Origin of the sequence: Pseudomonas sp. NMI542_15, assembly GCF_021283425.1 — a bacterium.
GTDB classification, from domain to species: Bacteria; Pseudomonadota; Gammaproteobacteria; order Pseudomonadales; family Pseudomonadaceae; genus Aquipseudomonas; species Aquipseudomonas fortuita.
Genome location: NZ_JAJSRO010000010.1, coordinates 150,565 through 174,363, shown reverse-complemented (window position 1 = coordinate 174,363; position 23,799 = coordinate 150,565). Strand labels below are relative to the sequence as shown.

29 protein-coding genes and 1 tRNA gene are annotated in these 23,799 nt (G+C 61.7%); 15 read left to right on the top strand and 15 right to left on the bottom strand.

The window, feature by feature from the left end:
* The first annotated feature begins 127 nt into the window (after positions 1–127).
* The gene (locus LU684_RS16495) at positions 128–304 is read left to right on the top strand and encodes a hypothetical protein (protein ID WP_016487917.1); all 177 of its coding nucleotides are present in this window, start codon (positions 128–130) and stop codon (positions 302–304) included.
* A 48-nt stretch (positions 305–352) separates the two neighbouring features.
* On the opposite strand, the gene LU684_RS16490 is transcribed toward LU684_RS16495, so the two are convergent.
* Positions 353–1,105, bottom strand: a complete 753-nt coding sequence (locus LU684_RS16490; RefSeq protein WP_016487918.1) for a TerC family protein — start codon at positions 1,103–1,105, stop codon at positions 353–355.
* A gap of 29 nt (positions 1,106–1,134) precedes the next feature.
* Entirely contained in the window at positions 1,135–1,374 is a 240-nt protein-coding gene (locus tag LU684_RS16485) for a hypothetical protein (RefSeq protein ID WP_024717747.1), read from the bottom strand.
* A 131-nt stretch (positions 1,375–1,505) separates the two neighbouring features.
* On the opposite strand from LU684_RS16485, the gene nhaR reads away from it, so the two are divergent.
* The 3 genes from nhaR (at position 1,506) to LU684_RS16470 (ending at position 4,527) form a co-directional block, all read left to right on the top strand.
* On the top strand, positions 1,506–2,399 hold the full coding sequence (nhaR, locus tag LU684_RS16480; protein ID WP_060517211.1) for a transcriptional activator NhaR: 894 nt from the start codon (positions 1,506–1,508) through the stop codon (positions 2,397–2,399).
* Between the two features lie 139 nt (positions 2,400–2,538).
* Positions 2,539–3,750, top strand: a complete 1,212-nt coding sequence (sstT, locus tag LU684_RS16475; RefSeq protein ID WP_031312121.1) for a serine/threonine transporter SstT — start codon at positions 2,539–2,541, stop codon at positions 3,748–3,750.
* Positions 3,751–3,879: 129 nt separating this feature from the next.
* Positions 3,880–4,527 carry a YceH family protein gene (locus tag LU684_RS16470; protein ID WP_016487922.1) on the top strand — a complete coding sequence of 216 codons (648 nt, stop codon included), beginning with the start codon at positions 3,880–3,882 and terminating at the stop codon, positions 4,525–4,527.
* A 4-nt stretch (positions 4,528–4,531) separates the two neighbouring features.
* Here the strand turns inward: LU684_RS16470 and LU684_RS16465 are convergent, their stop codons facing one another.
* From LU684_RS16465 to LU684_RS16430, 8 genes are all read right to left on the bottom strand, one after another.
* A complete protein-coding gene (locus LU684_RS16465) occupies positions 4,532–4,720 on the bottom strand; it encodes a hypothetical protein (RefSeq protein WP_016487923.1) in 189 nt (62 codons plus the stop codon).
* A 155-nt stretch (positions 4,721–4,875) separates the two neighbouring features.
* A complete protein-coding gene (gene ahpF, locus LU684_RS16460; RefSeq protein ID WP_060517207.1) occupies positions 4,876–6,438 on the bottom strand; it encodes an alkyl hydroperoxide reductase subunit F in 1,563 nt (520 codons plus the stop codon).
* A gap of 126 nt (positions 6,439–6,564) precedes the next feature.
* On the bottom strand, positions 6,565–7,128 hold the full coding sequence (gene ahpC, locus LU684_RS16455) for an alkyl hydroperoxide reductase subunit C (RefSeq protein WP_004375926.1): 564 nt from the start codon (positions 7,126–7,128) through the stop codon (positions 6,565–6,567).
* 266 nt (positions 7,129–7,394) lie between these two features.
* Positions 7,395–8,750 carry a glutathione-disulfide reductase gene (gene gorA / locus LU684_RS16450; RefSeq protein ID WP_016487925.1) on the bottom strand — a complete coding sequence of 452 codons (1,356 nt, stop codon included), beginning with the start codon at positions 8,748–8,750 and terminating at the stop codon, positions 7,395–7,397.
* A 99-nt stretch (positions 8,751–8,849) separates the two neighbouring features.
* A complete protein-coding gene (galU, locus tag LU684_RS16445) occupies positions 8,850–9,689 on the bottom strand; it encodes a UTP--glucose-1-phosphate uridylyltransferase GalU (RefSeq protein WP_016487927.1) in 840 nt (279 codons plus the stop codon).
* Positions 9,690–9,988: 299 nt separating this feature from the next.
* Positions 9,989–10,906 (bottom strand): c-type cytochrome, encoded by a 918-nt coding sequence (locus tag LU684_RS16440; RefSeq protein WP_016487928.1) that lies wholly within the window; start codon positions 10,904–10,906, stop codon positions 9,989–9,991.
* A complete protein-coding gene (locus LU684_RS16435) occupies positions 10,903–11,553 on the bottom strand; it encodes a c-type cytochrome (protein ID WP_096426432.1) in 651 nt (216 codons plus the stop codon). The genes LU684_RS16440 and LU684_RS16435 overlap by 4 nt, the downstream gene beginning before the upstream one ends.
* 77 nt (positions 11,554–11,630) lie before the next feature.
* Positions 11,631–11,990: a hypothetical protein gene (locus tag LU684_RS16430; RefSeq protein WP_016487930.1), complete on the bottom strand. Its 360-nt coding sequence runs from the start codon at positions 11,988–11,990 to the stop codon at positions 11,631–11,633.
* 160 nt (positions 11,991–12,150) lie between these two features.
* On the opposite strand from LU684_RS16430, the gene LU684_RS16425 reads away from it, so the two are divergent.
* The 8 genes from LU684_RS16425 to csrA all read left to right on the top strand — a co-directional run bounded on the left by LU684_RS16425 (position 12,151) and on the right by csrA (position 17,981).
* A complete protein-coding gene (locus tag LU684_RS16425; RefSeq protein WP_016487931.1) occupies positions 12,151–12,453 on the top strand; it encodes a DUF1883 domain-containing protein in 303 nt (100 codons plus the stop codon).
* Positions 12,454–12,460: 7 nt separating this feature from the next.
* Complete coding sequence (locus tag LU684_RS16420; RefSeq protein ID WP_095115567.1) at positions 12,461–12,631, top strand: hypothetical protein; 171 nt, start codon at positions 12,461–12,463, stop codon at positions 12,629–12,631.
* A gap of 23 nt (positions 12,632–12,654) precedes the next feature.
* The gene (locus LU684_RS16415; protein WP_016487933.1) at positions 12,655–13,731 is read left to right on the top strand and encodes an NAD(P)H-dependent flavin oxidoreductase; all 1,077 of its coding nucleotides are present in this window, start codon (positions 12,655–12,657) and stop codon (positions 13,729–13,731) included.
* A 187-nt stretch (positions 13,732–13,918) separates the two neighbouring features.
* On the top strand, positions 13,919–14,677 hold the full coding sequence (gene modA / locus LU684_RS16410) for a molybdate ABC transporter substrate-binding protein (protein WP_060517203.1): 759 nt from the start codon (positions 13,919–13,921) through the stop codon (positions 14,675–14,677).
* Positions 14,677–15,357 carry a molybdate ABC transporter permease subunit gene (modB, locus tag LU684_RS16405; protein ID WP_016487935.1) on the top strand — a complete coding sequence of 227 codons (681 nt, stop codon included), beginning with the start codon at positions 14,677–14,679 and terminating at the stop codon, positions 15,355–15,357. The genes modA and modB overlap by 1 nt, the downstream gene beginning before the upstream one ends.
* Position 15,358: 1 nt before the next feature.
* The gene (modC, locus tag LU684_RS16400; protein ID WP_016487936.1) at positions 15,359–16,450 is read left to right on the top strand and encodes a molybdenum ABC transporter ATP-binding protein; all 1,092 of its coding nucleotides are present in this window, start codon (positions 15,359–15,361) and stop codon (positions 16,448–16,450) included.
* Between the two features lie 57 nt (positions 16,451–16,507).
* Entirely contained in the window at positions 16,508–17,530 is a 1,023-nt protein-coding gene (locus LU684_RS16395) for a DNA topoisomerase IB (RefSeq protein ID WP_095115569.1), read from the top strand.
* Between the two features lie 253 nt (positions 17,531–17,783).
* Positions 17,784–17,981: a carbon storage regulator CsrA gene (csrA, locus tag LU684_RS16390; RefSeq protein ID WP_012051904.1), complete on the top strand. Its 198-nt coding sequence runs from the start codon at positions 17,784–17,786 to the stop codon at positions 17,979–17,981.
* Positions 17,982–18,017: 36 nt separating this feature from the next.
* Here csrA and LU684_RS16385 read toward each other — a convergent pair whose 3' ends face one another.
* From LU684_RS16385 to LU684_RS16370, 4 genes are all read right to left on the bottom strand, one after another.
* Positions 18,018–18,371, bottom strand: a complete 354-nt coding sequence (locus LU684_RS16385; RefSeq protein ID WP_016487938.1) for a response regulator — start codon at positions 18,369–18,371, stop codon at positions 18,018–18,020.
* Positions 18,372–18,383: 12 nt separating this feature from the next.
* Positions 18,384–19,829, bottom strand: a complete 1,446-nt coding sequence (locus tag LU684_RS16380) for an ATPase domain-containing protein (RefSeq protein WP_016487939.1) — start codon at positions 19,827–19,829, stop codon at positions 18,384–18,386.
* A gap of 5 nt (positions 19,830–19,834) precedes the next feature.
* On the bottom strand, positions 19,835–20,995 hold the full coding sequence (locus LU684_RS16375) for a two-component system sensor histidine kinase NtrB (protein ID WP_016487940.1): 1,161 nt from the start codon (positions 20,993–20,995) through the stop codon (positions 19,835–19,837).
* 70 nt (positions 20,996–21,065) lie between these two features.
* Positions 21,066–21,341: a hypothetical protein gene (locus LU684_RS16370; protein ID WP_016487941.1), complete on the bottom strand. Its 276-nt coding sequence runs from the start codon at positions 21,339–21,341 to the stop codon at positions 21,066–21,068.
* A 198-nt stretch (positions 21,342–21,539) separates the two neighbouring features.
* Here LU684_RS16370 and LU684_RS16365 point away from each other — a divergent pair.
* Together LU684_RS16365 and LU684_RS16360 are read left to right on the top strand one after the other, a co-directional pair.
* Positions 21,540–21,624: transfer RNA gene (locus tag LU684_RS16365), tRNA-Leu, on the top strand.
* A gap of 104 nt (positions 21,625–21,728) precedes the next feature.
* Positions 21,729–22,142, top strand: a complete 414-nt coding sequence (locus LU684_RS16360) for a DoxX family protein (protein ID WP_232894828.1) — start codon at positions 21,729–21,731, stop codon at positions 22,140–22,142.
* Position 22,143: 1 nt separating this feature from the next.
* Here LU684_RS16360 and LU684_RS16355 read toward each other — a convergent pair whose 3' ends face one another.
* A complete protein-coding gene (locus LU684_RS16355) occupies positions 22,144–22,341 on the bottom strand; it encodes a hypothetical protein (RefSeq protein WP_016487943.1) in 198 nt (65 codons plus the stop codon).
* 422 nt (positions 22,342–22,763) lie between these two features.
* Between LU684_RS16355 and adhP the strand changes: the two genes are divergently transcribed.
* Positions 22,764–23,774: an alcohol dehydrogenase AdhP gene (gene adhP / locus LU684_RS16350; RefSeq protein ID WP_016487944.1), complete on the top strand. Its 1,011-nt coding sequence runs from the start codon at positions 22,764–22,766 to the stop codon at positions 23,772–23,774.
* Positions 23,775–23,799: the final 25 nt, after the last annotated feature.

The following is a 23,799-nucleotide window of genomic DNA, read 5'->3' as shown; positions in this document are numbered from 1 at the left end:
GGAGCGAATCGGACTCAGGGATAGACCTTTGTTCGATGGAACGTCACAGGCGAAGGGCTAGACTAAAGCAGTGTCTGGAAGGCAAGCGCTGGCTGACCGAGCGCTGCCCTTGGAGAGGGAGGCACAGATGAGCCTGACTATGGCAATCCTCATGCTGGTGGGCATGTGGCTGAGCGTTGCAGCCGCCATGCTGTGGGGTGTGCTGCGTATCGTGCGGCGCCATTCCCACCACCACCGGCCACCGCTGGTACCTGCCAAGCCGCAACCTGTGCGACGGCCACGACGGCCAGCCGGGGTGCACTAAGATTTCAGAACCCGCGAACGGGGCGCAATGCGCCCCGTCTTTTTTTCATCAACCTTCAGCAGCCTCACGCTTCAAGCGCGCCCGGCGAGCCAGAATGTTGAGGATCTCGATCGCGGTCGAGAACGCCATGGCCGCATACACATACCCCTTCGGCACATGAGCGCCAAAGCCTTCGGCGATCAGTGTCATGCCGATCATGATCAGGAAGCCCAAGGCCAGCATGACCACGGTCGGGTTGTCATTGATGAAGTTGGCCAGCGGGTCAGCGGCCACCATCATCACGATGACTGCCGTGATCACGGCAATGATCATGATCGGCAAGTGCTCGGTCATGCCCACAGCGGTGATGATGCTGTCGACCGAGAAGACGATGTCCAGCAGCAGGATCTGGAAGATTGCCGCAGCAAAGCCCAGAGTTACAGTCGAACCGACCTTGGCTTCTTCCTTGGCACCGTGCGGGTCAACGCTTTCGTGAATTTCCTTGGTCGCCTTCCACAGCAGGAACAGGCCACCGGCAATCAGGATCATGTCCTTCCACGAGAAGGCGTTACCGAACACTTCGACCACAGGGTCGGTGAGCTGTACGATCCAGGCCACCGTGCTGAGCAAGGCCAGGCGCATGACCAAGGCCATGCTGATCCCGATCCGCCGTGCCTTGGAGCGGTACTCCACCGGCAGTTTATTGGTCAGGATGGAGATGAAGATCAGGTTGTCGATGCCCAGCACAACTTCCATGGCCACCAATGTAGCCAGGGCAACCCAGGCAGTAGGGCTAGCGGCGAGTTCCAGCAAGTATTCCATTGTTCAAATCCTGCAGCGGCGGTTTAGGGTCAGATTTCCTGGGTGTCTTTTTTCTTGTCGGCATCTTCAGGCTGTTGCGCTTCGCCGCCGATAGCCTCGTTCAACGCCTGCTGGGCGGCCTTGTTGGTGTCGTCAATGGCCTGCTTGGCCGACTGCGCGGCCTGGTCGAGCATCTGCTGGGCGGATTTCTCGGCTTGGTCGCAGCCTGCCAGGGTGAACAGGGCCAACGCCAGCACCAATGGGGTACCGATGGATTTGAATTGCAGCATGGTGTCCTCGCTTGAAATATCCCGGCGGCGCATGGCGCCTGATGCGGTGCATTCTAGAGATGCCGACAGTTCAGGAAAATTCGTATTTTCATGGCGTATACTTCGGGTTTTACGAATCGGGACGACCGACGGTGCTCAACTATCGCCAGCTGCATTACTTCTGGGCCGTGGCCAAGACGGGCAGCATCACCCGCGCCAGCGAACAGCTGAACCTCACACCACAGACCATCAGCGGGCAAATCAGCCTGTTCGAGCAAACCTACGGCCTGGAACTGTTCCAGCGCGTCGGCCGCCAACTGGAGCTGACCGAGACCGGCCGCCAGGCGCTGGTGTACGCAGAACAGATGTTCCAGATTGGCGGCGAACTGGAGGCCATGCTGCGCGCCGGCCCGCAGGAGCAGATCCTGTTCCGTGTGGGGGTGGCCGATGTGGTGCCCAAATCCATCGTCTACCGCCTGCTGGCACCGACCATGGAGCTGGATGAGGTGCTGCGCATCAACTGCCGCGAAGACAAACTTGAGCGGTTGCTGGCAGACCTGGCCATCCAGCGCCTGGACCTGGTGATTTCCGACAGCCCCATGCCCAGCAATCTGGACATCAAGGGCTACAGCCAGAAGCTGGGCGAGTGCGGGCTGAGCTTTTTCGCCACGCCGGCACTGGCACAACGCCTGAACGGCCCCTTCCCCGCCTGCCTGCAGGATGCTCCGCTGCTGGTGCCCGGGCAGGAAACCGTGGTGCGCAGCCGTTTGCTGCGGTGGCTGGGCGAGCAACAGCTGCAGCCCCGCATCGTGGGCGAGTTCGATGACAGTGCCCTGATGCAGGCGTTCGGCCAGTCGGGCAGCGGCATTTTCGTCGCCCCCAGCGTGATCGCCGACGAGGTGTGCCGCCAATATGGTGTGGCGCTGATCGGCCAGACCGAGGCCGTGCACGAATCGTTCTATGCCATTTCGGTAGAGCGCAAGGTCAAGCACCCGGGGATTGTCGCGATTACCGAGGGGGCGCGGCGGGAATTGTTTCATTGGTGATCGTGGTGGCGTCTTCGTCCGTGAAACCGCTTCCACCGGTACTGCACACGTCTCGGTACACGGCGAAGACGCCAGAACAGCCGTACACGTGGTCTATGGTAAAGTCTCGCCCTTTCCAGATTCCGAGATGCCGCTGCACATGACCCCTGTCTTCCGCCTCCTCAACCGCACCAGCCTGGTGACACAGATCGTCATCGGCCTGCTCGCGGGCATCGCCGTTGCCCTGCTCGCGCCTGCCATCGCCCGCGACCTGGCCTTCCTGGGCAAGGTGTTCGTCAGCGCCCTCAAGGCCGTGGCGCCCGTGTTGGTGTTCATCCTGGTCATGGCCTCGATCGCCAACCACCGTCACGGCCAGGAAACCCATATCCGGCCGATCCTCTGGCTGTACCTGCTAGGTACCTTCGCCGCAGCGGTCGTAGCCGTGGTCGCCAGCATGCTGTTCCCCTCCGACCTGGTGCTGAGCAGCGGTGAGGCAACGTTGAGCGCCCCGGGTGGCATCTCCGAGGTGATGCAGAACTTGCTGCTGAGCGCGGTCGACAACCCGATCAATGCCCTGCTCAACGCCAACTTCATCGGCGTGCTGACCTGGGCTATCGGCCTGGGCGTGGCCCTGCGCCATGCGGGTGAAACCACCCGCACCGTGGTCGAAGACCTGTCCAATGGCGTGACCCTTATCGTGCGCGTGGTTATTCGCTTCGCCCCGCTGGGCATCTTTGGCCTGGTCAGCTCCACCCTCGCCCAGTCGGGCCTGCAGGCCCTGCTCGGCTACCTGCACTTGCTGGCTGTGCTGATCGGCTGCATGCTGTTCGTGGCGCTGGTGATGAACCCGCTGATCGTGTTCTGGAAAATCCGCCGCAACCCCTACCCGTTGACCCTGCTGTGCCTGCGCGAAAGCGGCATTACCGCGTTCTTCACTCGCAGCTCGGCGGCCAACATCCCGGTCAACCTGGCACTGTCAGAGCGCCTTGGCCTGCATGAAGACACCTACTCGGTGTCGATCCCGCTGGGCGCAACCATCAACATGGCCGGTGCGGCAATCACCATTACCGTACTGACCCTGGCCGCGGTGCATACCCTGGGTATCCCGGTGGACCTGCCAACGGCCGTGCTGCTCAGCGTGGTGGCGGCGGTGTGCGCCTGTGGCGCCTCGGGTGTGGCCGGGGGCTCGCTGCTGCTGATTCCACTGGCGTGCAGCCTGTTTGGCATCCCCAGCGAAATTGCCATGCAGGTAGTGGCGGTGGGCTTCATTATCGGCGTGCTGCAGGATTCGGCCGAGACAGCGCTGAATTCGTCGACCGATGTGCTGTTCACAGCGGCGGCGTGCCAAGCCGAAGAGGGGCGTAGCGCCTGAGCAGACCAAAGGGCCGCTTTGCGGCCCATCGAAGGCAAGCCTGCGCCTGCTAGCGATGATGCCAGTGATTGCTTAAGCCAGGCGCATTACCTAGGCTAGTGGCCTTTCCCCAGCAATTGAGACAGGGCCATGTCAGAACAAGAAACCGCCGATGAAGGCCGCTTCAGCAGCGTTGAGATCCGTATTCTCGGTTCGCTGATCGAGAAGCAGGCCACCAGCCCGGAAAGCTACCCGCTGACCCTTAATGCCCTGGTCCTGGCCTGCAACCAGAAGACCAGCCGCGAGCCGGTGATGAACCTTACCCAAGGCCAGGTTGGGCAGGCCCTTCGCACACTCGAAGGGCAAGGGATGACCCGCCTGCAGATGGGCAGCCGTGCCGACCGCTGGGAACAACGGGTGGACAAGGCCCTGGAGCTGGTGCCGGCACAGCTGATTTTGATGGGCCTGATGTTCCTGCGCGGCCCGCAAACCCTCAACGAACTGCTCACCCGCAGCAACCGCCTGCACGACTTTGACGACACCGAGCAGATCCAGCACCAGCTGGAGCGCCTGATCTCGCGCGGCCTGGCCTTGCACCTGCCACGCCAGGCCGGCCAGCGTGAAGACCGCTACACCCATGCATTGGGCGACCCGGCAGAGATCGAGACCATCCTCGCTGCACGTCAACACGAAGGTGGCGCGCGCAGCAGTGGCGGCAGCGTTTCGGAAGACCGCATCGAAGCACTCGAGGCCCGCATCGCGGCGCTGGAAGCGCGGCTGGCCGAGCTGGAAGGCTAAGCCGTCACGGCTCGCGTTCGGGGAAGTTGCGGCAGCTCTTGCGTTCGGCCAGCTCCCGGTCACTGGGGCGCTGGTCGACAAACACGGCGCGGCCGTCGGCGTAGATTTCCAGGTAGCCCCAGTGCAGGTCCTGTTCTTGCTGGCCGGGCTTTGGGGGTACTAGCCACCAGGGTTCGCGGCTGATCAGGGTCATAGGCGTGATTCCTGAGGGGATCTGCACTAATCATAGACACCCTCAGCCTTCGAAGGCCCTACCGCCGGCAAACCAGCTCCCCCAGGTGCACCACAGTTTCGAATGCTGTGATCACCTGTGGGAGCTGGCTTGCCGGCGATAGGGCCAGCGTAGGCTTATGCCGGTGCCGAAGTACGAATCAGGTGGTCGAAGGCTGCCAGCGAAGCCTTGGCCCCTTCACCCACTGCAATCACGATCTGCTTGTACGGCACGGTGGTCACGTCACCTGCGGCAAACACACCTGGGATGCTGGTCTGGCCCTTGGCATCGACGATGATCTCGCCGCGCGGCGACAGCTCGACGGTGCCTTTCAGCCAATCGGTATTCGGCAGCAGGCCGATCTGCACGAAGATGCCTTCCAGCGCCACCTCGTGCTGCTGATCGGTCGTGCGGTCCTTGTAGCGCAGGCCGGTCACTTTCTCACCATTGCCCAGCACTTCGGTGGTCAGCGCGCTGGTGATCACTTTCACGTTCGGCAGGCTGTGCAGCTTGCGTTGCAATACCGCATCGGCACGCAGTTGGCTGTCGAACTCGATCAGCGTCACCTGGGCAACGATACCGGCCAGGTCGATGGCCGCTTCCACGCCTGAGTTACCGCCGCCAATCACCGCCACGCGCTTGCCTTTGAACAGCGGGCCGTCACAGTGCGGGCAGTAGGCCACGCCGCGACCGCGGTATTCCTGCTCGCCCGGCACGTTCATTTCGCGCCAGCGGGCGCCCGTGGCCAGGATCACGGTCTTGGCCTTGAGCGAGGCGCCGCCGGCCAGGCGTACTTCATGCAGGCCGCCATCGGTGGCCGGAATCAGCGCCTCGCCGCGCTGCAGGTTCATGATGTCCACATCGTATTGCTTGACGTGTTCTTCCAATGCAGTGGCAAGCTTCGGCCCTTCGGTTTCCTGCACCGAGATGAAGTTCTCGATGGCCAGCGTATCGAGCACCTGGCCACCGAAACGCTCGGCGGCGATACCGGTGCGGATGCCTTTGCGTGCGGCGTAGATGGCCGCTGCAGCCCCGGCTGGGCCACCCCCGACCACCAGCACGTCAAAGGCATCCTTGGCGTTGATCTTTTCGGCCTGGCGAGCGCCGGCATTGGTGTCGATCTTGCCTAGGATTTCTTCCAGCCCCATGCGGCCCTGGCCGAACACTTCGCCGTTCAGGTACACGCTGGGCACCGCCATGATCTTGCGCGCTTCCACTTCATCCTGGAACAGCGCACCATCAATGGCCACGTGGCGCACATTGGGGTTGAGCACCGCCATCAGGTTAAGTGCCTGAACCACGTCCGGGCAGTTCTGGCACGACAGCGAGAAGTAGGTTTCGAAGGTGAACTCGCCTTCCAGCGCCTGGATCTGCTCGATCACCTCGGCACTGGCCTTGGACGGGTGGCCGCCCACTTGCAGCAGCGCCAGCACCAGCGAGGTGAATTCGTGGCCCATGGGTATACCGGCGAAGCGCAGGCTGATATCGCTACCCGGGCGGTTCAGCGAGAACGACGGGCGACGGGCATCGGTACCGTCTGCGCTGAAGGTAATGAGGTTCGACAAACCGGCAATTTCCACCAGCAGGTCGTGCAATTCGCGGGACTTCGCGCCGTCGTCGAGGGAGGCTACGATCTCGATCGGCTGGGTGACCCGCTCCAGGTAGGTTTTCAGTTGCGATTTAAGCGTGGCGTCCAACATACGGGCGATTCCTTTTTTTCAAAACTCGGATACAAAAACGCCCAGGCGATATCGCCCGGGCGTTTGACGGGGCGGTAGGTATTTCAGCTTTGGCGGCTGCTTACCGCCCGCGTTATGGGCATGACCTTAGATCTTGCCTACCAGGTCCAGCGATGGCGCCAGAGTGGCTTCGCCTTCTTTCCACTTGGCCGGGCACACTTCGCCTGGGTGGGCGGCAACGTACTGGGCAGCCTTCACTTTACGCAGCAGTTCGGCAGCATCGCGGCCTACACCGCCGTCGTTCAGTTCGACGATCTTGATCTGGCCTTCCGGGTTGATCACGAAGGTACCGCGATCCGCCAGGCCGGCTTCTTCGATCAGCACGTCGAAGTTGCGCGAAATGACGTGGGTCGGGTCACCGATCAGCGGGTATTGGATCTTGCCGATGGTGTCCGAGGTGTCGTGCCAGGCTTTGTGGGTGAAGTGGGTGTCGGTGGACACGCCGTAGATTTCCACACCCAGTTTCTGGAACTCGGCGTAGTTGTCGGCAAGGTCACCCAGCTCGGTCGGGCAGACGAAGGTGAAGTCAGCCGGGTAGAAGAACACGACAGACCACTTGCCTTTCAGGTCGGCTTCGCTGACCTGGACGAACTCGCCCTTGTGGTAGGCGGTGGCGTTGAACGGTTTGACTTGGCTGTTGATGATTGGCATGAGAGACGCTCCTTCATGGGGTTGGAATCAGTTGATGGATAGAATCCTAACTAATCATCCCGCTGAAGGCTCATTGGCAAAGCTCATGCTTGTGATTGGTTTTGGCTATAACCGGGGTTAATTAATAGAAGGGAATGGGCTGAGCAAAGGATTGCGCTGCATTCATTGGCCCCATCGCCGGCAAGCCAGCTCCCACAGGTACCGCGCAGGCCCATGGACTTGCAATACCTGTGGGAGCTGGCTTGCCGGCGATGAGGCCAGTGGCATTAACGAGTGACTGTACGCATGGTCACGAACTCTTCGGCCGCCGTCGGGTGCACGCCGATGGTTTCGTCGAATTGCTGCTTGGTCGCACCGGCCTTCAGGGCAATGCCCAGGCCCTGGATGATCTCGCCAGCGTCAGGGCCAACCATGTGGCAACCCAGCACCTTGTCAGTCTCGGCATCCACCACCAACTTCATCAGGGTCTTTTCCTGAATGTCGGTCAGGGTCAGCTTCATGGCGCGGAAACGGCTTTCGAACACCTGCACCTTGTGCCCGGCCTCCAGCGCCTGCTCCTCGGTCAGGCCAACAGTACCGATAGGCGGCTGGCTGAACACCGCCGTCGGGATGTTCTGGTAGTCCACCGGGCGGTACTGCTCCGGCTTGAACAGGCGCCGCGCCACGGCCATGCCTTCGGCCAGGGCCACCGGGGTAAGCTGCACACGGCCGATCACATCGCCAATGGCCAGGATCGAAGGCGCAGTCGTCTGGTACTGCTCGTCGACACGAATGTAACCACGCGCATCCAGCTCGACACCGGTGTTTTCCAGGCCCAGGTTGTCCAGCATCGGGCGCCGCCCTGTAGCGTAGAACACACAGTCTGCAACCAGCTCGCGGCCGTCCTTCAGGGTGGCCTTGAGGCTGCCATCTTCAAGCTTGTCGATACGCTGGATGTCGGCATTGAATTGCAGATCGAGGCCACGCTTTTCCAGCTCTTCCTTCAGGTGCGTGCGCACCGAGCCATCGAAGCCGCGCAGGAACAGGTCGCCACGGTACAGCAGCGTGGTGTCGGCCCCCAGGCCCTGGAAGATACCGGCGAACTCGACGGCAATGTAGCCACCGCCGACCACCAGCACCCGCCTTGGCAGCGCCTTGAGGTAGAACGCTTCGTTGGAGGTGATCGCCAGTTCCTTGCCCGGGATGTCCGGGATCTGCGGCCAGCCACCGGTAGCGATAAGGATGTGCTCGGCGGTGTAGCGCTGGCCTTCCACCTCCACTTCATTGGCACCGGTCAGGCGTGCATGGCCCTGCAGCAGGGTGACGCCGCTGTTGACCAGCAGGTTGCGGTAGATGCCGTTGAGGCGCTCGATCTCGCGGTTCTTGTTGGCAATCAGGGTGCCCCAGTCGAAATGCCCTTCTTCCAGGGTCCAGCCGTAACCCGCGGCCTGCTCCAGTTCGTCCGCGACATGCGCGCCGTACACCAGCAGTTTTTTCGGCACGCAGCCGACGTTGACGCAGGTGCCACCCAGGTAGCGGCTTTCGGCCACTGCCACTTTTGCGCCGAAGCTCGCCGCAAAGCGCGCTGCGCGCACACCGCCAGACCCGGCACCAATCACGAACAGATCAAAATCGTAGGCCATGTATTCACTCTCCTAGGCAGGCGCACAGCATAACGCCGTTGGCCACTGCAAACAAAAAAGCCACCCTGAAGGGTGGCTCTCTATGACCTGCGGGGCTTATCAGTAAGCCTTGCCAGCCTTGTAGAAGTTCTCGAAGCAGAAGTTGGTCGCCTCGATGTAGCCTTCGGCACCACCGCAGTCGAAACGCTTGCCCTTGAACTTGTAGGCGATCACGTTACCTTCTGCCGCTTGCTTCATCAGCGCGTCGGTGATCTGGATCTCGCCACCCTTGCCCGGCTCGGTCTGCTCGATCTTCTCGAAGATATCCGGGGTCAGGATGTAGCGGCCGATGATGGCCAGGTTCGATGGCGCATCTTCAGGCTTGGGCTTCTCGACCATCGAGTCCACACGGAAGATACCGTCACGGATTTCCTCGCCGGCAATGACGCCATACTTGTTGGTTTCCTGCGGATCGACTTCCTGGATCGCGACGATCGAGCAGCGGTATTGCTTGAACAGCTTGACCATCTGCGCCAGCACACCGTCACCGTCAAGGTTGACGCACAGGTCGTCCGCCAGCACCACTGCAAACGGCTCGTCGCCAATCAGCGGGCGGCCGGTGAGGATCGCGTGGCCCAGGCCTTTCATTTCGGTCTGACGGGTGTAGGAGAACGAGCACTCGTCGAGCAGGCGACGGATGCCCACCAGGTATTTTTCCTTGTCGGTGCCCTTGATCTGGTTTTCCAGCTCGTAGCTGATGTCGAAGTGGTCTTCCAGGGCGCGCTTGCCGCGGCCGGTCACGATGGAGATTTCGTTCAGACCAGCATCCAATGCTTCTTCAACGCCATACTGGATCAGTGGCTTGTTGACCACCGGCAACATTTCCTTGGGCATGGCTTTGGTTGCGGGCAGGAAGCGAGTGCCGTAGCCGGCCGCCGGGAACAAGCATTTTTTGATCATATACGTCCTTAACAAAGGCTAGGCCTGTGGAATTCGCCGCAGTCTAATCAGGCGGCACTCACCTTACAATGCCCCCCGATAGCGACCGATGCCATCATAGAGATAACCCAGTGTAGATAGTTCCGGGGGATCGTAAATAATAACGTCACACATGACGGGCGGATGACAGCAAAACAAGGGTGCCTGTACCGGCCCTTTCGCGGGCAAACCCGCTCCCACAGGTACCGCATCAGGCCTGAGCTCTGCACAGATTTTGTGGGAGCGGGTTCACCCGCGAAGAGGCCGGCACAGGTGCTGCATCAGCTACCGGTGCCCTGCCCGATCAGCACCCCATCTACCTTCTGACCATACAGGTTCACGCCGTCATTGGCATGGAACTTCACCCGCGTCTTCTCGATGGAGCCCTCGACCAACCGCGGGTCCTGCGGCCGTTCGTGGCGGTTGATCCACGCCGCCACGTCCCAGGCCTGCTGATCGCTGAGGCTGCCCGGCTTGCCCAGCGGCATGTTGGACTTGATGAACGACGCCGCTGTGTTGATACGGTGCATACCGGCGCCCCAGTTGTAGGACTCCTTGCCCCACAACGGCGGCATCACGTACTCACCGGCCACCTTCTGCCCTTCACCGTTGTCGCCATGGCAGATCGCGCATTGCTCGCGGTACACCTGCTGGCCACGTTTGAAGTCATAGCCGCCCTGGGGCTGCGGCACTTCCGGGTAACCCCGCCCGGCAATTTCCACCCCCGTTGGCGCCTTGGTCGAAAGCCAGTAGGCATAGGTCGCCAATGCCGTCATTTGCGGGCTGTCAGCGGCAGGTGGCTTGCCATTCATGCTGAACTGGAAGCACCCCTGGATCCGCTCGGCGTAGGTATTCACCTTGTCGTTTTTCTTGCGGTATGCGGGGTACATCGGATAAGCGCCCCACATCGGCGCCGAATGCGCCAGCCGCCCCTGGTCGAGGTGGCAGTTACTGCAGTTCATGCCGTTGCCCACGGCCTCGGGCATCAGCCGGCGTGTATCGACGAACAGGGCATGGCCCTCGCGCACCATCTTGCCAAAGGCGTTGTCGGGCAACGCGTTTTCAGCGGGCGGCACGAACTGCGGCGCAGCCTGCAGGCCAGGCACGTTCAACTGCGACTGATCTTCCATGGCGATCGGCACGGCCGCCTGGGCGCTGCCCATGGCCAACAGCAACAGCGTTGGAATCATCGGTTTCATGGCTTGACCTCCTGGCTGACGGCGCGGGCGAAGAACTCGGCAACAGCCTTGATCTCCTCATCGGTCATGGCCTTGGCCACGCCAACCATCAGCTGGTTGGGGTCATTGCTGCGGCTGCCGTCACGCCAGGCATTGAGCTGGGCCACCAGGTAACTGGCAGGCTGGCCGGCCAAAGGCGGAAAGTGTTCGCCAACGCCACCGCCGCCAGGACCATGGCACTGCACACACCCCGGGATCTGACGACTCCAGTCGCCGTAAAGGGCCATTCGGGTGGTAGGGTCAACGGCGATTTGCTGGCGCCACAACTTGCTGGCGGGGTCGGCCGGCAGGCTGGCCAGATAGGCACTCACCGCCTCGATTTCATCCTCGGTCAAGGCCTTGGCCAATGGCTCCATCACCGGCTGCTTGCGGCTGCCGCTGCGCCAATCGTGCAATTGCTTGCTGAGGTAACCGGCCGGTAACCCGGCCAGACGTGGAAAGCCGGCAGCGGCGATACCTTTGCCGTCCGGGCCATGGCACCCGAGGCACGCCATGGCGGCGGGGTTGGCCCCACCCTGGGTGAAGATTTTCTGGCCCTCCACGGCATGTGCCATGGGCCAGGCCAGGACCAGCAAGCCGCCGACCAGGGCGCGTCTGAACGGTGTCATCACGAATCTCCTTTTCTTTTGTTATATGTTTAGGCTTAAAACATATAAGCAAAGACAGGAAGGTCCGTTGCCTCAGATCAATGTCCGGAGATGCACTGGGTGGCCGCCGTGCGCACATCGCCCAGGCGCAGGGGGAAGTTGTTCAGCCGCTCATGCAGCTTGATGCTGCTGCCGCCGCCACGCTTGTCGATGTCCACCAGCGCCGCAGGGCCTGCCCCGGAGCTGATTTTCTGCGGCACGATCAGGCGCAGGCCGTCGCCACGTGGCTCCTCTACCAACGGATCGCGCGTATCAGCCAGCTTTAGCTTGATGCAGTCGGCATATTCACGCGGGGTCTTGCCGGAAATCACATCCAGCGTCTCGTGGGATTGCTCCAGTTCCGAAACACTCACACAACCGCCCAGAGCCAAAGACACCACCGCCACCATCCACTTCATTTAGAGCACCTCAGCCTTCAAGAATCCAGTTCGACCACAACCAGGTCGTTTTGCTCCCTGCATTGGCAGATTTAGCGGGGCCTGACCATCGAGCGCGCCAGTGTAGCGACACATCGTGGTATCTTTTGCCTTTACAGATCCAACCCTTGCGGAGCATCACATGAAATTCGTCCACCAGCGCGAGCACCTCAACGAGGACGACATCGTCGTCATCGAATGCTCCCAGCGCTGCAATATCCGCCTGATGAACGACGCCAACTTCCGCAGCTTCAAGAACGGCGGCCGTCACACCTACCACGGCGGTCAGTTTGTCGACTTCCCGGCCAAAATTACGGTACCCAGCACCGGTTTCTGGAACATCACCATCGACACCGTGACCACCCGCCCGATCTCGGTGACGCGCAAGCCAACCTTGAGCCACAAGATCAAGATCATCCGTCGCTCTTCGTCGAAACTCAGATAAGACTGCCATGACCCAGAACATCAAATACGTCATCAAATACAAGCTCGACGGCGAGCGCCGCTGGGATTTCGCCGTCATGCCCGACGCCTCGCAGGAGCAGGCCCTCGATGCCCTGCGCAAGATCCACGGCGACGACGCCGACAAGATCAGCGACATTCAGGTGAGCAAGGCACTGTAAGGCTGCGCGCCAAGGAGAACTGCATGAGCAACTGGCCCGACCGTCGTATCCTCGATCTGCTGGGCATCGAGTTGCCCATTCTGCAGGCGCCCATGGCCGGTGCCAGCGGTTCGGCCATGGCCATTGCCGTGGCCGACGCCGGGGGGCTTGGCGCCCTGCCCTGCGCCATGCTCACAGGCGAACAGGTGCGTGGCGAGATCGCAGCCTTTCGAAAGGCTTGCCCGGGCCGCCCGCTGAACCTGAACTTCTTCTGCCATCAGCCGCCAGCGCCCGATGCCGAGCGTGATGCACGCTGGAAGCAGGCGCTTGAGCCTTATTACAGCGAAACGGGTGCCGATTTCACGGCCCCCACGCCAGTGTCCAACCGTGCGCCGTTCGACGAACAAAGCTGCCAGCTGATCGAGCAACTGCGCCCGGAGGTGGTGAGCTTCCACTTCGGCCTGCCCCAGGCTGACCTGCTGCATCGAGTGAAGGCCAGTGGTGCCAAGGTCCTGTCCAGCGCGACGACGGTGGAAGAAGCAGTCTGGCTGGAACGCAATGGCTGTGACGCGATCATCGCCATGGGTTATGAAGCCGGTGGCCATCGGGGCATGTTCCTCAGCAACGACATTACCAGCCAGATCGGCACCTTTGCCCTGGTGCCGCAGGTGGTGGACGCGGTCAGCGTGCCGGTGATCGCCGCAGGCGGTATCGGTGACCACCGCGGCCTGGTGGCGGCACTGGCCTTGGGCGCTTCGGCAGTGCAGATCGGCACGGCTTACCTGTTCTGCCCCGAGGCCAAGGTTTCGCCGGCGCACCGCCAGGCGCTGGACAGCGCGCCCGCCAGCGACACGGCGTTGACCAACCTGTTTACCGGCCGACCGGCGCGTGGCATCAACAACCGCATCATGCGCGAGCTAGGGCCGATGAGCGACCTGGCACCGCGCTTCCCGCTGGCGGGTGGGGCACTGATGCCTTTGCGGGCGATCACCGATCCGCAGGGTAACAGTGACTTCAGCAACCTCTGGGCAGGGCAGGCTCTGAGGTTGGGTAGGCACATGCCTGCGGGGGAGCTGACCCGGGAGATTGCCGAAAAGGCACTGGCCTTGGTTAATCGTTAGGCATCTTCATATACAGGCTCGGCCTCTTCGCAGCACAAGGCTGCTCCTAAAAAGGTGCGGCGCCTGTAGGAGCAGCCTTGTGCTGCGAAGAGGCCGAGCCTGCAAATGCATCACCCAGCCCCTTCCCGGCAAATGGCCTATCGCTATATAGTTCAGGACATAACGATAACCCCAAGGAGCTGTCTTGATGCGTATCCGCCCCTCCCACCTGGCCGCCACCGCCCTGGCCACCCTGTTCGCCTTCAACACTGCCTGGGCCGACGAAGTCCAGGTCGCGGTCGCAGCCAACTTCACTGCCCCCATCCAGGCCATCGCCAAGGACTTCGAAAAAGACACTGGCCACAAACTGGTCGCGGCCTACGGCGCCACTGGGCAGTTCTACGCACAGATCAAGAACGGCGCACCGTTCGAAGTGTTCCTCGCCGCTGACGACAGCACCCCGAAGAAGCTTGAAGAAGAAAAGGAAATTGTCCCCGGGTCGCGCTTCACCTACGCCATCGGCACCCTGGCCCTGTGGTCGGCGAAAGAAGGCTACGTGGACGCCAAGGGTGACGTGCTGAAGAAGAACGACTACAAACACCTGTCCATCGCCAACCCGAAAGCGGCACCTTACGGCCTGGCCGCCACCCAGGTGCTGGACAAGCTGGAGCTCACCGAAGCCACCAAGGGCAAGATTGTCGAAGGCCAGAACATCACCCAGGCCTTCCAGTTCGTCTCCACCGGCAATGCCGAGCTGGGCTTCGTTGCGCTGTCGCAGATCTACAAGGACGGCAAGGTAACCAACGGCTCGGCCTGGATCGTACCGGCCAACCTGCACGACCCGATCCGCCAGGACGCCGTGATCCTTAACAAAGGCAAGGACAATGCTGCCGCCAAGGCGCTGGTCGAATACCTGAAAGGTCCGAAAGCCGCAGCGGTGATCAAGTCCTACGGCTATGAACGCTGATGCCCCTGGACGCCAGTGACCTGGGTGCCATCTGGCTGACCGTCAAGCTGGCCAGCCTGACCACGCTGATCCTGCTGGTCATCGGCACCCCCATCGCCTGGTGGCTGGCGCGCACGCGCTCATGGCTACGCGGCCCGGTGGGTGCGGTAGTGGCACTGCCGCTGGTACTGCCTCCGACGGTGATCGGCTTTTACCTGCTGATCGCCCTGGGGCCACACGGCTGGCTAGGCCAGGCTACCCAGGCACTGGGCCTGGGCAGCGTGGTGTTCAGCTTCACAGGCTTGGTGATCGGTTCGACGGTGTACTCCATGCCGTTCGTCGTGCAGCCGCTGCAGAATGCCTTTGGCGCCATCGGCCAGCGACCGCTGGAAGTCGCCGCTACCCTGCGCGCCAGCCCATGGGACACCTTCGTTCATGTGGTGCTGCCGCTCGCCCGCCCCGGCTTCGTCACGGCCAGCATCCTCGGCTTCGCCCATACCGTGGGCGAATTTGGCGTGGTGCTGATGATCGGCGGCAACATTCCCGACAAGACCCGAGTGGTGTCGGTGCAAATCTTCGATCACGTCGAGGCCATGGAGTATTCGCAAGCCCACTGGCTGGCCGGTGCCATGCTGGTGTTCTCTTTCCTGGTGCTGCTCTTGCTGTACGCCGGACGCCGCGGCAAAGCTGGCTGGAGCTGACATGACCGCATCGATAGTGGCGCGCCTGAACCTGGCGCGCGACGACTTCACCCTGGACGTTGACCTGCACCTGCCCGGGCGCGGCATCAGCGCGCTGTTCGGCCACTCGGGCTCCGGCAAGACCAGCTGCCTTCGCTGCCTGGCCGGCCTGGAACGGGCCGCCAGTGCCTACATCGAGGTTAATGGCGAAGTCTGGGAAGACAGCGCCCGCGGCTACTTCCAGGCGCCGCACCTGCGCCCGGTGGGCTACGTGTTCCAGGAGGCCAGCCTGTTCCCGCACCTGTCGGTACGCGGTAACCTGGAATTCGGCTGGCGCCGGGTAGCGGCTGCTGAACGCAAGGTCAGCCTCGACCAGGCTTGCCAGCTATTGGGTATCGGCCACTTGCTGGAGCGCCGCCCGGCAACCTTGTCTGGCGGCGAGGCGCAGCGGGTGGGCATTGCCCGCGCCTTGCTCAGCAGCCCACGGCTGTTGTTGATGGATGAACCGCTGGCGGCGCTGGACGGGCCTCGCAAGCGCGAGATCCTGCCCTACCTGGAGCGCCTGCACGACGAACTGGACATCCCGTTGGTGTACGTCAGCCATGCCCAGGATGAAGTGGCGCGACTGGCCGACCATCTGGTCTTGCTTGAACAAGGCAGGGCGGTCGCCAGCGGCCCGATCGGCGAAACCCTGGCCCGCCTGGACCTGTCGCTGGCCCAGGGCGACGATGCTGGCGTGGTGTTCGAGGGCATGGTGGTGGGCCACGATCCGCACTACGACCTGCTCGACTTGCGCCTGCCCGGCAGTAGCGGGCCGCTGCTGCGCATCGCCCACCCGGCGCATACGATGGGCAGCACGCTGCGGGTCAAGGTGCAGGCCCGGGACGTAAGCCTGGCACTGGCGGCAGACAGTACGTCAAGCATCCTCAACCGCCTGCCAGTGCGTGTGCGTGATAGCCGCCCGGCGGACAACCCGGCGCATGTGCTGGTCAGCCTGGATGCCGGTGGCAATGCCCTGCTTGCGCGCATCACCCGCTTCTCGGCAGACCAGCTCGGCTTGCACCCGGGCCAGGTACTGTTCGCCCAGATCAAGTCGGTGGCCCTTTTAGGCTGAGCATCCTGCGCTCAGGTGTTGTCCATTGATCAGTGACCCGATCAAGGCCCGCACCCTATGCTCGACTGCCCCCTGCCGCGCACGCTGCATTACGTTGACGACAGCCAGCCGGGCCTGACCCGGCGACGCTGGCGTGACCGTTTCATTTACCTGGATCCGGATGGCCAACGGGTACGCGACAGCGAAACCCTTGCGCGCATCGCCGCCCTGGTAATCCCCCCGGCCTATACCGATGTGTGGATCTGCACCGACCCGCAGGGCCACCTGCAGGCAACCGGCCGTGATGCCCGTGGCCGCAAGCAGTACCGTTATCACGCGCAGTGGCGCGAACTGCGCGACCAGCACAAGTACGGGCGCATGCTGGCCTTCGCCAAAGCGCTGCCCAAGCTGCGCGCGCAACTGGAGGCCCACTTGGCTCGCCCAGGGCTGGACCGGGAAAAAGTCATGGCGCTGGTGGTGAGCCTGCTGGACCACACCCTGATCCGCATCGGCAACCAGCGCTACCTGCGCGATAACCAGTCGTACGGCCTGACCACCCTGCGCAACCGCCACGTACAAGTGAAAGGCGGCACCATCCGCTTCCAGTTTCGCGGCAAGCGCGGCGTCGAACACAATGTCACCCTCAACGACCGGCGCCTGGCCAGCCTGCTCAAACGCTGCATGGAGTTACCTGGGCAAGCGCTGTTCCAGTACCTGGATGAAGACGGCCAGCGCCACAGCGTAGGCTCGGGTGAGGTGAACCAGTTTCTGCAGCAACTGACCGGCGCGGACTTTACCGCCAAGGATTACCGCACCTGGGCCGGCAGCAGCCTGGCGCTGGACTTACTTAAACCGCTGGCCTGGGAGCCGGAAAGCGAAGCCAAACGCCAGGTCGCGGCGATAGTCCGTCAGGTCGCAACGCGCTTGGGTAATACGCCGGCAGTCTGCAGGCGCTGCTATATCCACCCGGCAGTACTGGAGCACTATGCACTGGGGCGTTTGGCCAGTTTGCCAAAAAACCGTGTACGCAAAGGCCTGGACCCCGAAGAAGTGGCATTATTGCTGTTTCTTCAGGCGCTTGAGGAACAGGATGACCATTAAGCCTGTCTATCTAGCCCATGATACGAAGAAATTTCCCATTAGCGTCCAAGCCCCCTATCCTTGCCATCGAGCACCTTGGCCGACAAACCGTTGACGGTTTGCACCGGCCCCTGCAAGTGAAGACACGCAACAGAATTTGTCTGTCTGGGAATTCTTATCCGCCGAAAGCGTCTTTAATGAGAAGGAAGAGGGACAAGCTCCCACCGCTGCGGCAAATAGGCCGGCGGACTCTTACATTACCAAGGAGAACTACATGCTGATACTCACCCGTAAGGTTGGCGAAAGCATCGTCATCAACGATGACATCAAAGTCACCATTCTGGGCGTCAAAGGGATGCAGGTGAGGATCGGTATCGATGCACCGAAAGATGTTCAGGTCCATCGCGAAGAGATCTTCAAGCGTATTCAGGCTGGCAGCCCGGCCCCGGAGAAACACGAAGACTCACACTGAGCCCCCAGGGAACATGGCTGCGCTTGATCGCCAGGCTCAGGTGCCCAACAACTGGCGCACCTTGGCGATCATCTCGTCCATGTCGAAAGGCTTGTCGAATATGGCGGCGAACAGGGCCGGGCATCCTTGGCTGGCCTGTGCGCCGCTCATCAGAATGACCGGCAATTCGCACAGCAATGGGTCTTGGCGCATGGCACGAACCAGCTCCTCACCATTGAGCAGCGGCATCATGTAGTCGGTGATCACCAGCTCAACACGCTTTTCCTTCAAGGCCTCCAGTGCCTTGCAGCCGTTGCTCGCCTTTTCTACCAGATAGCCTTCGTCCTCCAGGGCAAAACCAAGGATATCGGCAATCAGGTATTCGTCATCGACGATCAGGATGGTGTTCATCGGTTTGCTCCGTCACCCGCTCCCCTGCGGCACGGGCGTTCCCGAGAGCACACCACTGGCGCCTTCGAACGCCTTGCGCAAGCTAATGCCCTGCGGCCCGATCAACAGTTCGTGCAAGGCCGGGTCATGGTGACTGTCACGCACCTTGAGGATCGACAGCATGCGCCGTAGTTGAGAATCCAGCTCGACGAAGCGCATCAGCATCAGGTTGTCGACAATGCTCGACAGGTCCGGGGCCGGCGCGCTGATTTCCGCGCCGAAGATGTCGCGCATTTCCCAAGTCAACATCACGCTCACATCACGCGCACGCAGCTCGCCGGCGATGGCGCGGAAAAACCCATTGAGCCGCGCCGGATCGACGGCCAGGCGACTGAATGCCCCAAGGCTGTCAATCAGCACGCGCTTGCTGCCCTGCGCCTCGACACGTTCGAGCAGGCGCGCGCCGATCTGGTCTAGCAGGCCCTCGGTAGTCGGCTGCCAACACAACTGCAGGCTACCGTCCTGCTCCATCGCTGCAAAGTCATAACCCAGCGACGCAGCCTTGTTGCGCAGGCGTTCGGGCGTTTCATAAAAGCCGAAATGCAGCCCCGGCGCCTGCACGGTGCTGGCGCCAAGAAAGGCTAGCCCCAATGATGTCTTGCCAATACCAGAGGGCCCGATCAACAGGCTGACCGAACCCATCGCCAGGCCGCCTTCGAGCATCTCATCCAGGGATGACACACCACTGCTGATGCGCGCCGGGGTGGCGCTGCCCATCTGGCTCGGGTGGCTGAACAACGCTTCCAGGCGCGGATAGACCTGCATGCCGCTTTCATTGATAAGGCATTCATGGCGCCCCGACAACGCCGCACTGCCGCGGGTCTTGCGCAACTGGATATGGCGCACGGCGCGGCTGCCCACCAGTTGCTCACCCAACTCGATTACCCCGTCGACCATGGTGTGCTCCGGGCTGCCCTCGTCCAGCCGCGCACTGGTGAGCAGCAGGACGGTGCAGCCGGCAAAGGCCGCATGGCCCTGCAGCTCGGAGACGAATTTCTTGGTGTCCAGCGTGGTTTCGGCACGCACCCGGGCATTAAGCACACCGTCGACAATCAGCAGGCTGGCCTGCTGCCGGGCGATTTCCTGGCGCAGCAGCCGCACCACAGCATCCAGACCTTCCTGCTCAAGGGTATCGAAGGCACTGACAAACTGTATCTGATCGCCAACCAGCGTCGGGTCAAAAAAGTCCAGGGTGGACAGGTACTGGAACAGCCGCTCATGCGACTCGCTCAACAAGGTAGCGACCAGCACGCGGCCGCCCGAGCGCACGTGCCCGTAGGCCAGCTGATTGGCCAGGATAGTCTTGCCGGCACCCGGCGGGCCTTGAATGATGTAGGAGGCTCCGGCTACCAGCCCCCCCTTGAGCAGCGCATCGAGCCCTTCGATACCTGTCACCAACCGCCTGAGTGCCTGCGCCATGATGCTTACCTGTCGAGTGGGCTGTTGGTCTTGTCCTGATACGTTGGCAAGTAAAGCTGCATGAAAGTTCCATGGCCGGGCTCACTGTCGACGTGGATAGCGCCACCGCTCTGCCTGGCAAAGCCATATACCTGGCTAAGGCCCAGGCCAGTACCCTTGCCGAACGCCTTGGTCGTGAAGAATGGCTCGAAGATGCGCGGCAGAATTTCTGGTGCAATCCCTCCACCACTGTCTTCCACCACGAAGCGCACAAAGCTGCCGTGCAGCCCTCCCACCTCGCCAGCCAGCTCAACCACATCGACTGTCAGACCTATCCGGCCCTCCTCTGCGATAGCATCGCGGGCGTTGAACAGCAGGTTCAGCAGCACCATCTGCAACTGCCCGGCATCCACTTCAATCAACGGCAAGTCCGCTTCCAACTGCACCTGTAGCTCTATCGAGCTGGGCAGTGCGTGCTCCAACAGGCCGCGGGTAGTAGCGACCAGGTCTGCCGGTGCGACACGCGCTACATCGAGCTGACGGTGGCGAGCAAAGCTGAGCAGCTGCTGGGTCAGTTCAGTGCCCCGCTGCCCGGCGACGAGAATGTGCTGCAACATGCGCTCGATGCGCGCCGGGTCTTTGCTGGCGAGCGCCAGTCGCGCGGAACTGATGATGATGGTGAGCATGTTGTTGAAATCATGCGCCAGCCCCCCGGTCAGCTGGCCGAGGGCTTCCAGCTTCTGCGCCTGGAACAACTGGGCGCGCACTGCATCCAGTTGCATCGCCGACTCGCGGCGGTCGGTGATGTCCCGCGTGACCTTGGCCAGGCCGATGATCTGCCCTTGGTCATCGCGGATCACATCCAGCGCCGCCAGGGCCCAGAACTGTGTGCCATCCTTGCGCACGCGCCAGCCCTCATCCTGCGCCACTCCTTCCTCCAGCGCCTGGCGCAGCAAGCGCTCAGGGCGGCCGTCGGCGCAGTCCTGGGGGGTGAAAAACAGCGAGAAATGCTGGCCGATCACTTCATCGGCGCGGTAGCCTTTGATCCGTTGCGCCCCGGCATTCCACGACACCACATGGCCAGACGTATTCAGCATGTAGATGGCGTAATCCACCACAGACTGAACCAGCTGCTCATAGCGGTGTTCAGGCATGACGGGGTTGTCGAGGCAGTCAGCTGAAACCATGAAGACTCCACTGGCACAGCGCAAGGGACATAAACGTTAGCCGAGGGTGCCCGCCAGCGGCTAGCGATGGTCAGCGTTCAGGCTCGACCAGCACGGGGCTGATGCGCCGTGGCATCGCCACCCTCAACAGCCACAGGCCAACCAGCATGATAACCCCTCCGCCCACCAAAGCCATCCACCGCTGCGGCTGTGGGTGCTCAGCATCGAAACCGAGCATCAACAGGTAGCCACCCAGGCTTATCAGGCTGAGGAACAGAAACGCGCCCAACACCATCACCTGGGCAAATAGCAGCCGCCAGAACAGCCGTGGGCGCGCCACTTGCGTGCAAGGGTCAGACCGAGTCATCGCGGCATACTCTTGGATCCAATAAAGGCGGCAACAGTGGCGTAATGACACCAAGGTGTCAATTGCCCGGTGGTCCAACCCTTCTGTTGATCATAGGTGCTGCAGTTGACTCAAATATAACAATGGGTTATAAAGCGCGCTTGATTGCAAAGCCCTTCTGCCTAGAAGTGGGCTGGTCGTCACGACCCTTTCAAGCGTGCGAGTGTGGTGGAATTGGTATACACAGCAGACTTAAAATCTGTCGGCGTGAGCCTTGCGGGTTCGAGTCCCGCCACTCGCACCAAACTTCCTCGAAAAGGCGCCCTTGGGGCGCCTTTTTGCTGCCTGCCAGCAATCCTTGGCACAGCTGCTAAAGTGGAGCGTGTCCTCTTCCACTGGAACGCCGCCATGCGCTACTCGCTGCTCGATGGCCAACGCGACATCATTATCCTGATTGCCCGCGTACTGCTGATGATTTTGTTGGTCTTGTCTGGCTGGGCCAAGCTGACCGGCTTTGATGGCACGGTTGGCTACATGACGTCGCTCGGCGCCCCTGCCCCCATGCTGGCGGCAGCGATTGCCGTGCTCATGGAGTTCGTCGTCGGCATCCTGCTCATCCTGGGCTTTTACACCCGCCCGCTGGCATTTCTATTCGCACTGTTCGTGCTGGGTACGGCACTGCTGGGCCACCCGTTCTGGAACATGGTCGACCCCGAACGCAGCGCCAACATGACCCAGTTCCTGAAAAACCTTGCCATCATGGGTGGCTTGCTGTTGCTGGCAGTGAGCGGCCCTGGGCGTTTCTCGGTGGACGGGCGCTGAGTCAGTCGTCTTCGCAGTCATCGAACCAGGCTGGGTGATCACGCTCTTCATCATCAAGGTCATCCAGCGTTTCCTCATCTTCTTCCACTTCATCCTCGGCGCCTTGGGCATCCGCCTCGGGCTCCATGTCTTCGTAGAGAAATTCATGGTCAAGCAAGTGATCATGCTCGGGTTCGTGCAGGTCGTCTTGGTCGTGCATGCTGGCTCCTGGGGTGATGGCAGGCCTGTATAGGCTGATCAGGTGCCAAGGTCAATGTGTTCCGCTTAATCCTGGGTTAACCGGCCGGGTGCAGCCTGCAGGCTCTCCCTTCAAACGTCTTTTGCCCGCCTTTCATGGCGGGCTTTTTTATGGCCCAGGGAACATGACAGCCTCATGACCTGAGCTTCACGAAATACTCACAACCAGACCGGCACACTGACCCTGCTCCGTACGTTCTTGAAGCCCGCCGCATCATTGCCGCGGGCTTTTCTTTTTGCGACGTGTTCATGAAGCATACGCAGGGCCGCTGCTACACCTGCTAATCCAGCCGCGCATGACCTGTAGCAGTTTTGCCCGGCCCGCCAAGGGCTATGCTAACCCGGCGATAACCCAAGCTCACTCAGATAGACACGGAGGCTCTTATGAAAGCTGCTGTCGTTGCACCAGGCCGTCGCGTGGACATAGTAGAGAAAGCCCTGCGCCCCCTCGAACACGGCGAAGCGCTGCTGAAGATGCAATGCTGCGGTGTGTGCCACACCGACCTGCACGTAAAGAATGGCGACTTCGGTGACAAGACCGGCGTCGTGCTGGGCCATGAAGGTATCGGCGTGGTCCAGGCAGTCGGGCCGGGGGTTACCTCGCTCAAACCGGGCGACCGTGCCAGTGTTGCCTGGTTCTATCAGGGTTGCGGGCATTGCGAGTACTGCAACAGCGGCAACGAAACCCTGTGCCGCGAGGTGAAGAACTCCGGGTACACCGTGGACGGCGGCATGGCAGAGGCCTGCATCGTCAACGCCGATTACTCGGTCAAAGTACCCGACGGCCTCGATTCCGCTGCCGCCAGCAGCATTACCTGCGCTGGCGTCACGACCTACAAGGCGGTGAAAATCTCCAACATCCGCCCCGGCCAGTGGATCGCCATCTACGGCCTCGGCGGGCTGGGCAACCTGGCCCTGCAATACGCCAAGAACGTCTTCAACGCGAAAGTGATCGCCATCGACGTCAATGAACAGCAACTGCGCTTCGCCAGCGAAATGGGCGCAGATTTGGTGGTCAACCCGCTCAACGAAGACGCCGCGAAGGTTATCCAGGCCAAGACCGGTGGCGCCCACGCTGCCGTAGTGACTGCCGTCGCCAAAGGCGCATTCAACTCGGCCGTCGATGCCTTGCGCGCTGGCGGGCGACTGGTTGCTGTCGGGCTTCCGTCGGAGTCCATGGACCTGAACATTCCCCGCCTGGTGCTGGATGGAATTGAAGTAGTGGGCTCATTGGTCGGTACACGCCAGGACCTGCAGGAAGCCTTCCAGTTTGCCGCAGAAGGCAAAGTCGTGCCCAAGGTGACGCTGCGACCGATCGAAGATATCAACCAGATCTTTGACGAGATGCTGGAGGGCACGATCAAAGGCCGCATGGTGATCCAGTTCGAAGACTGACTATTTTCACACGCCGACAAGGCCT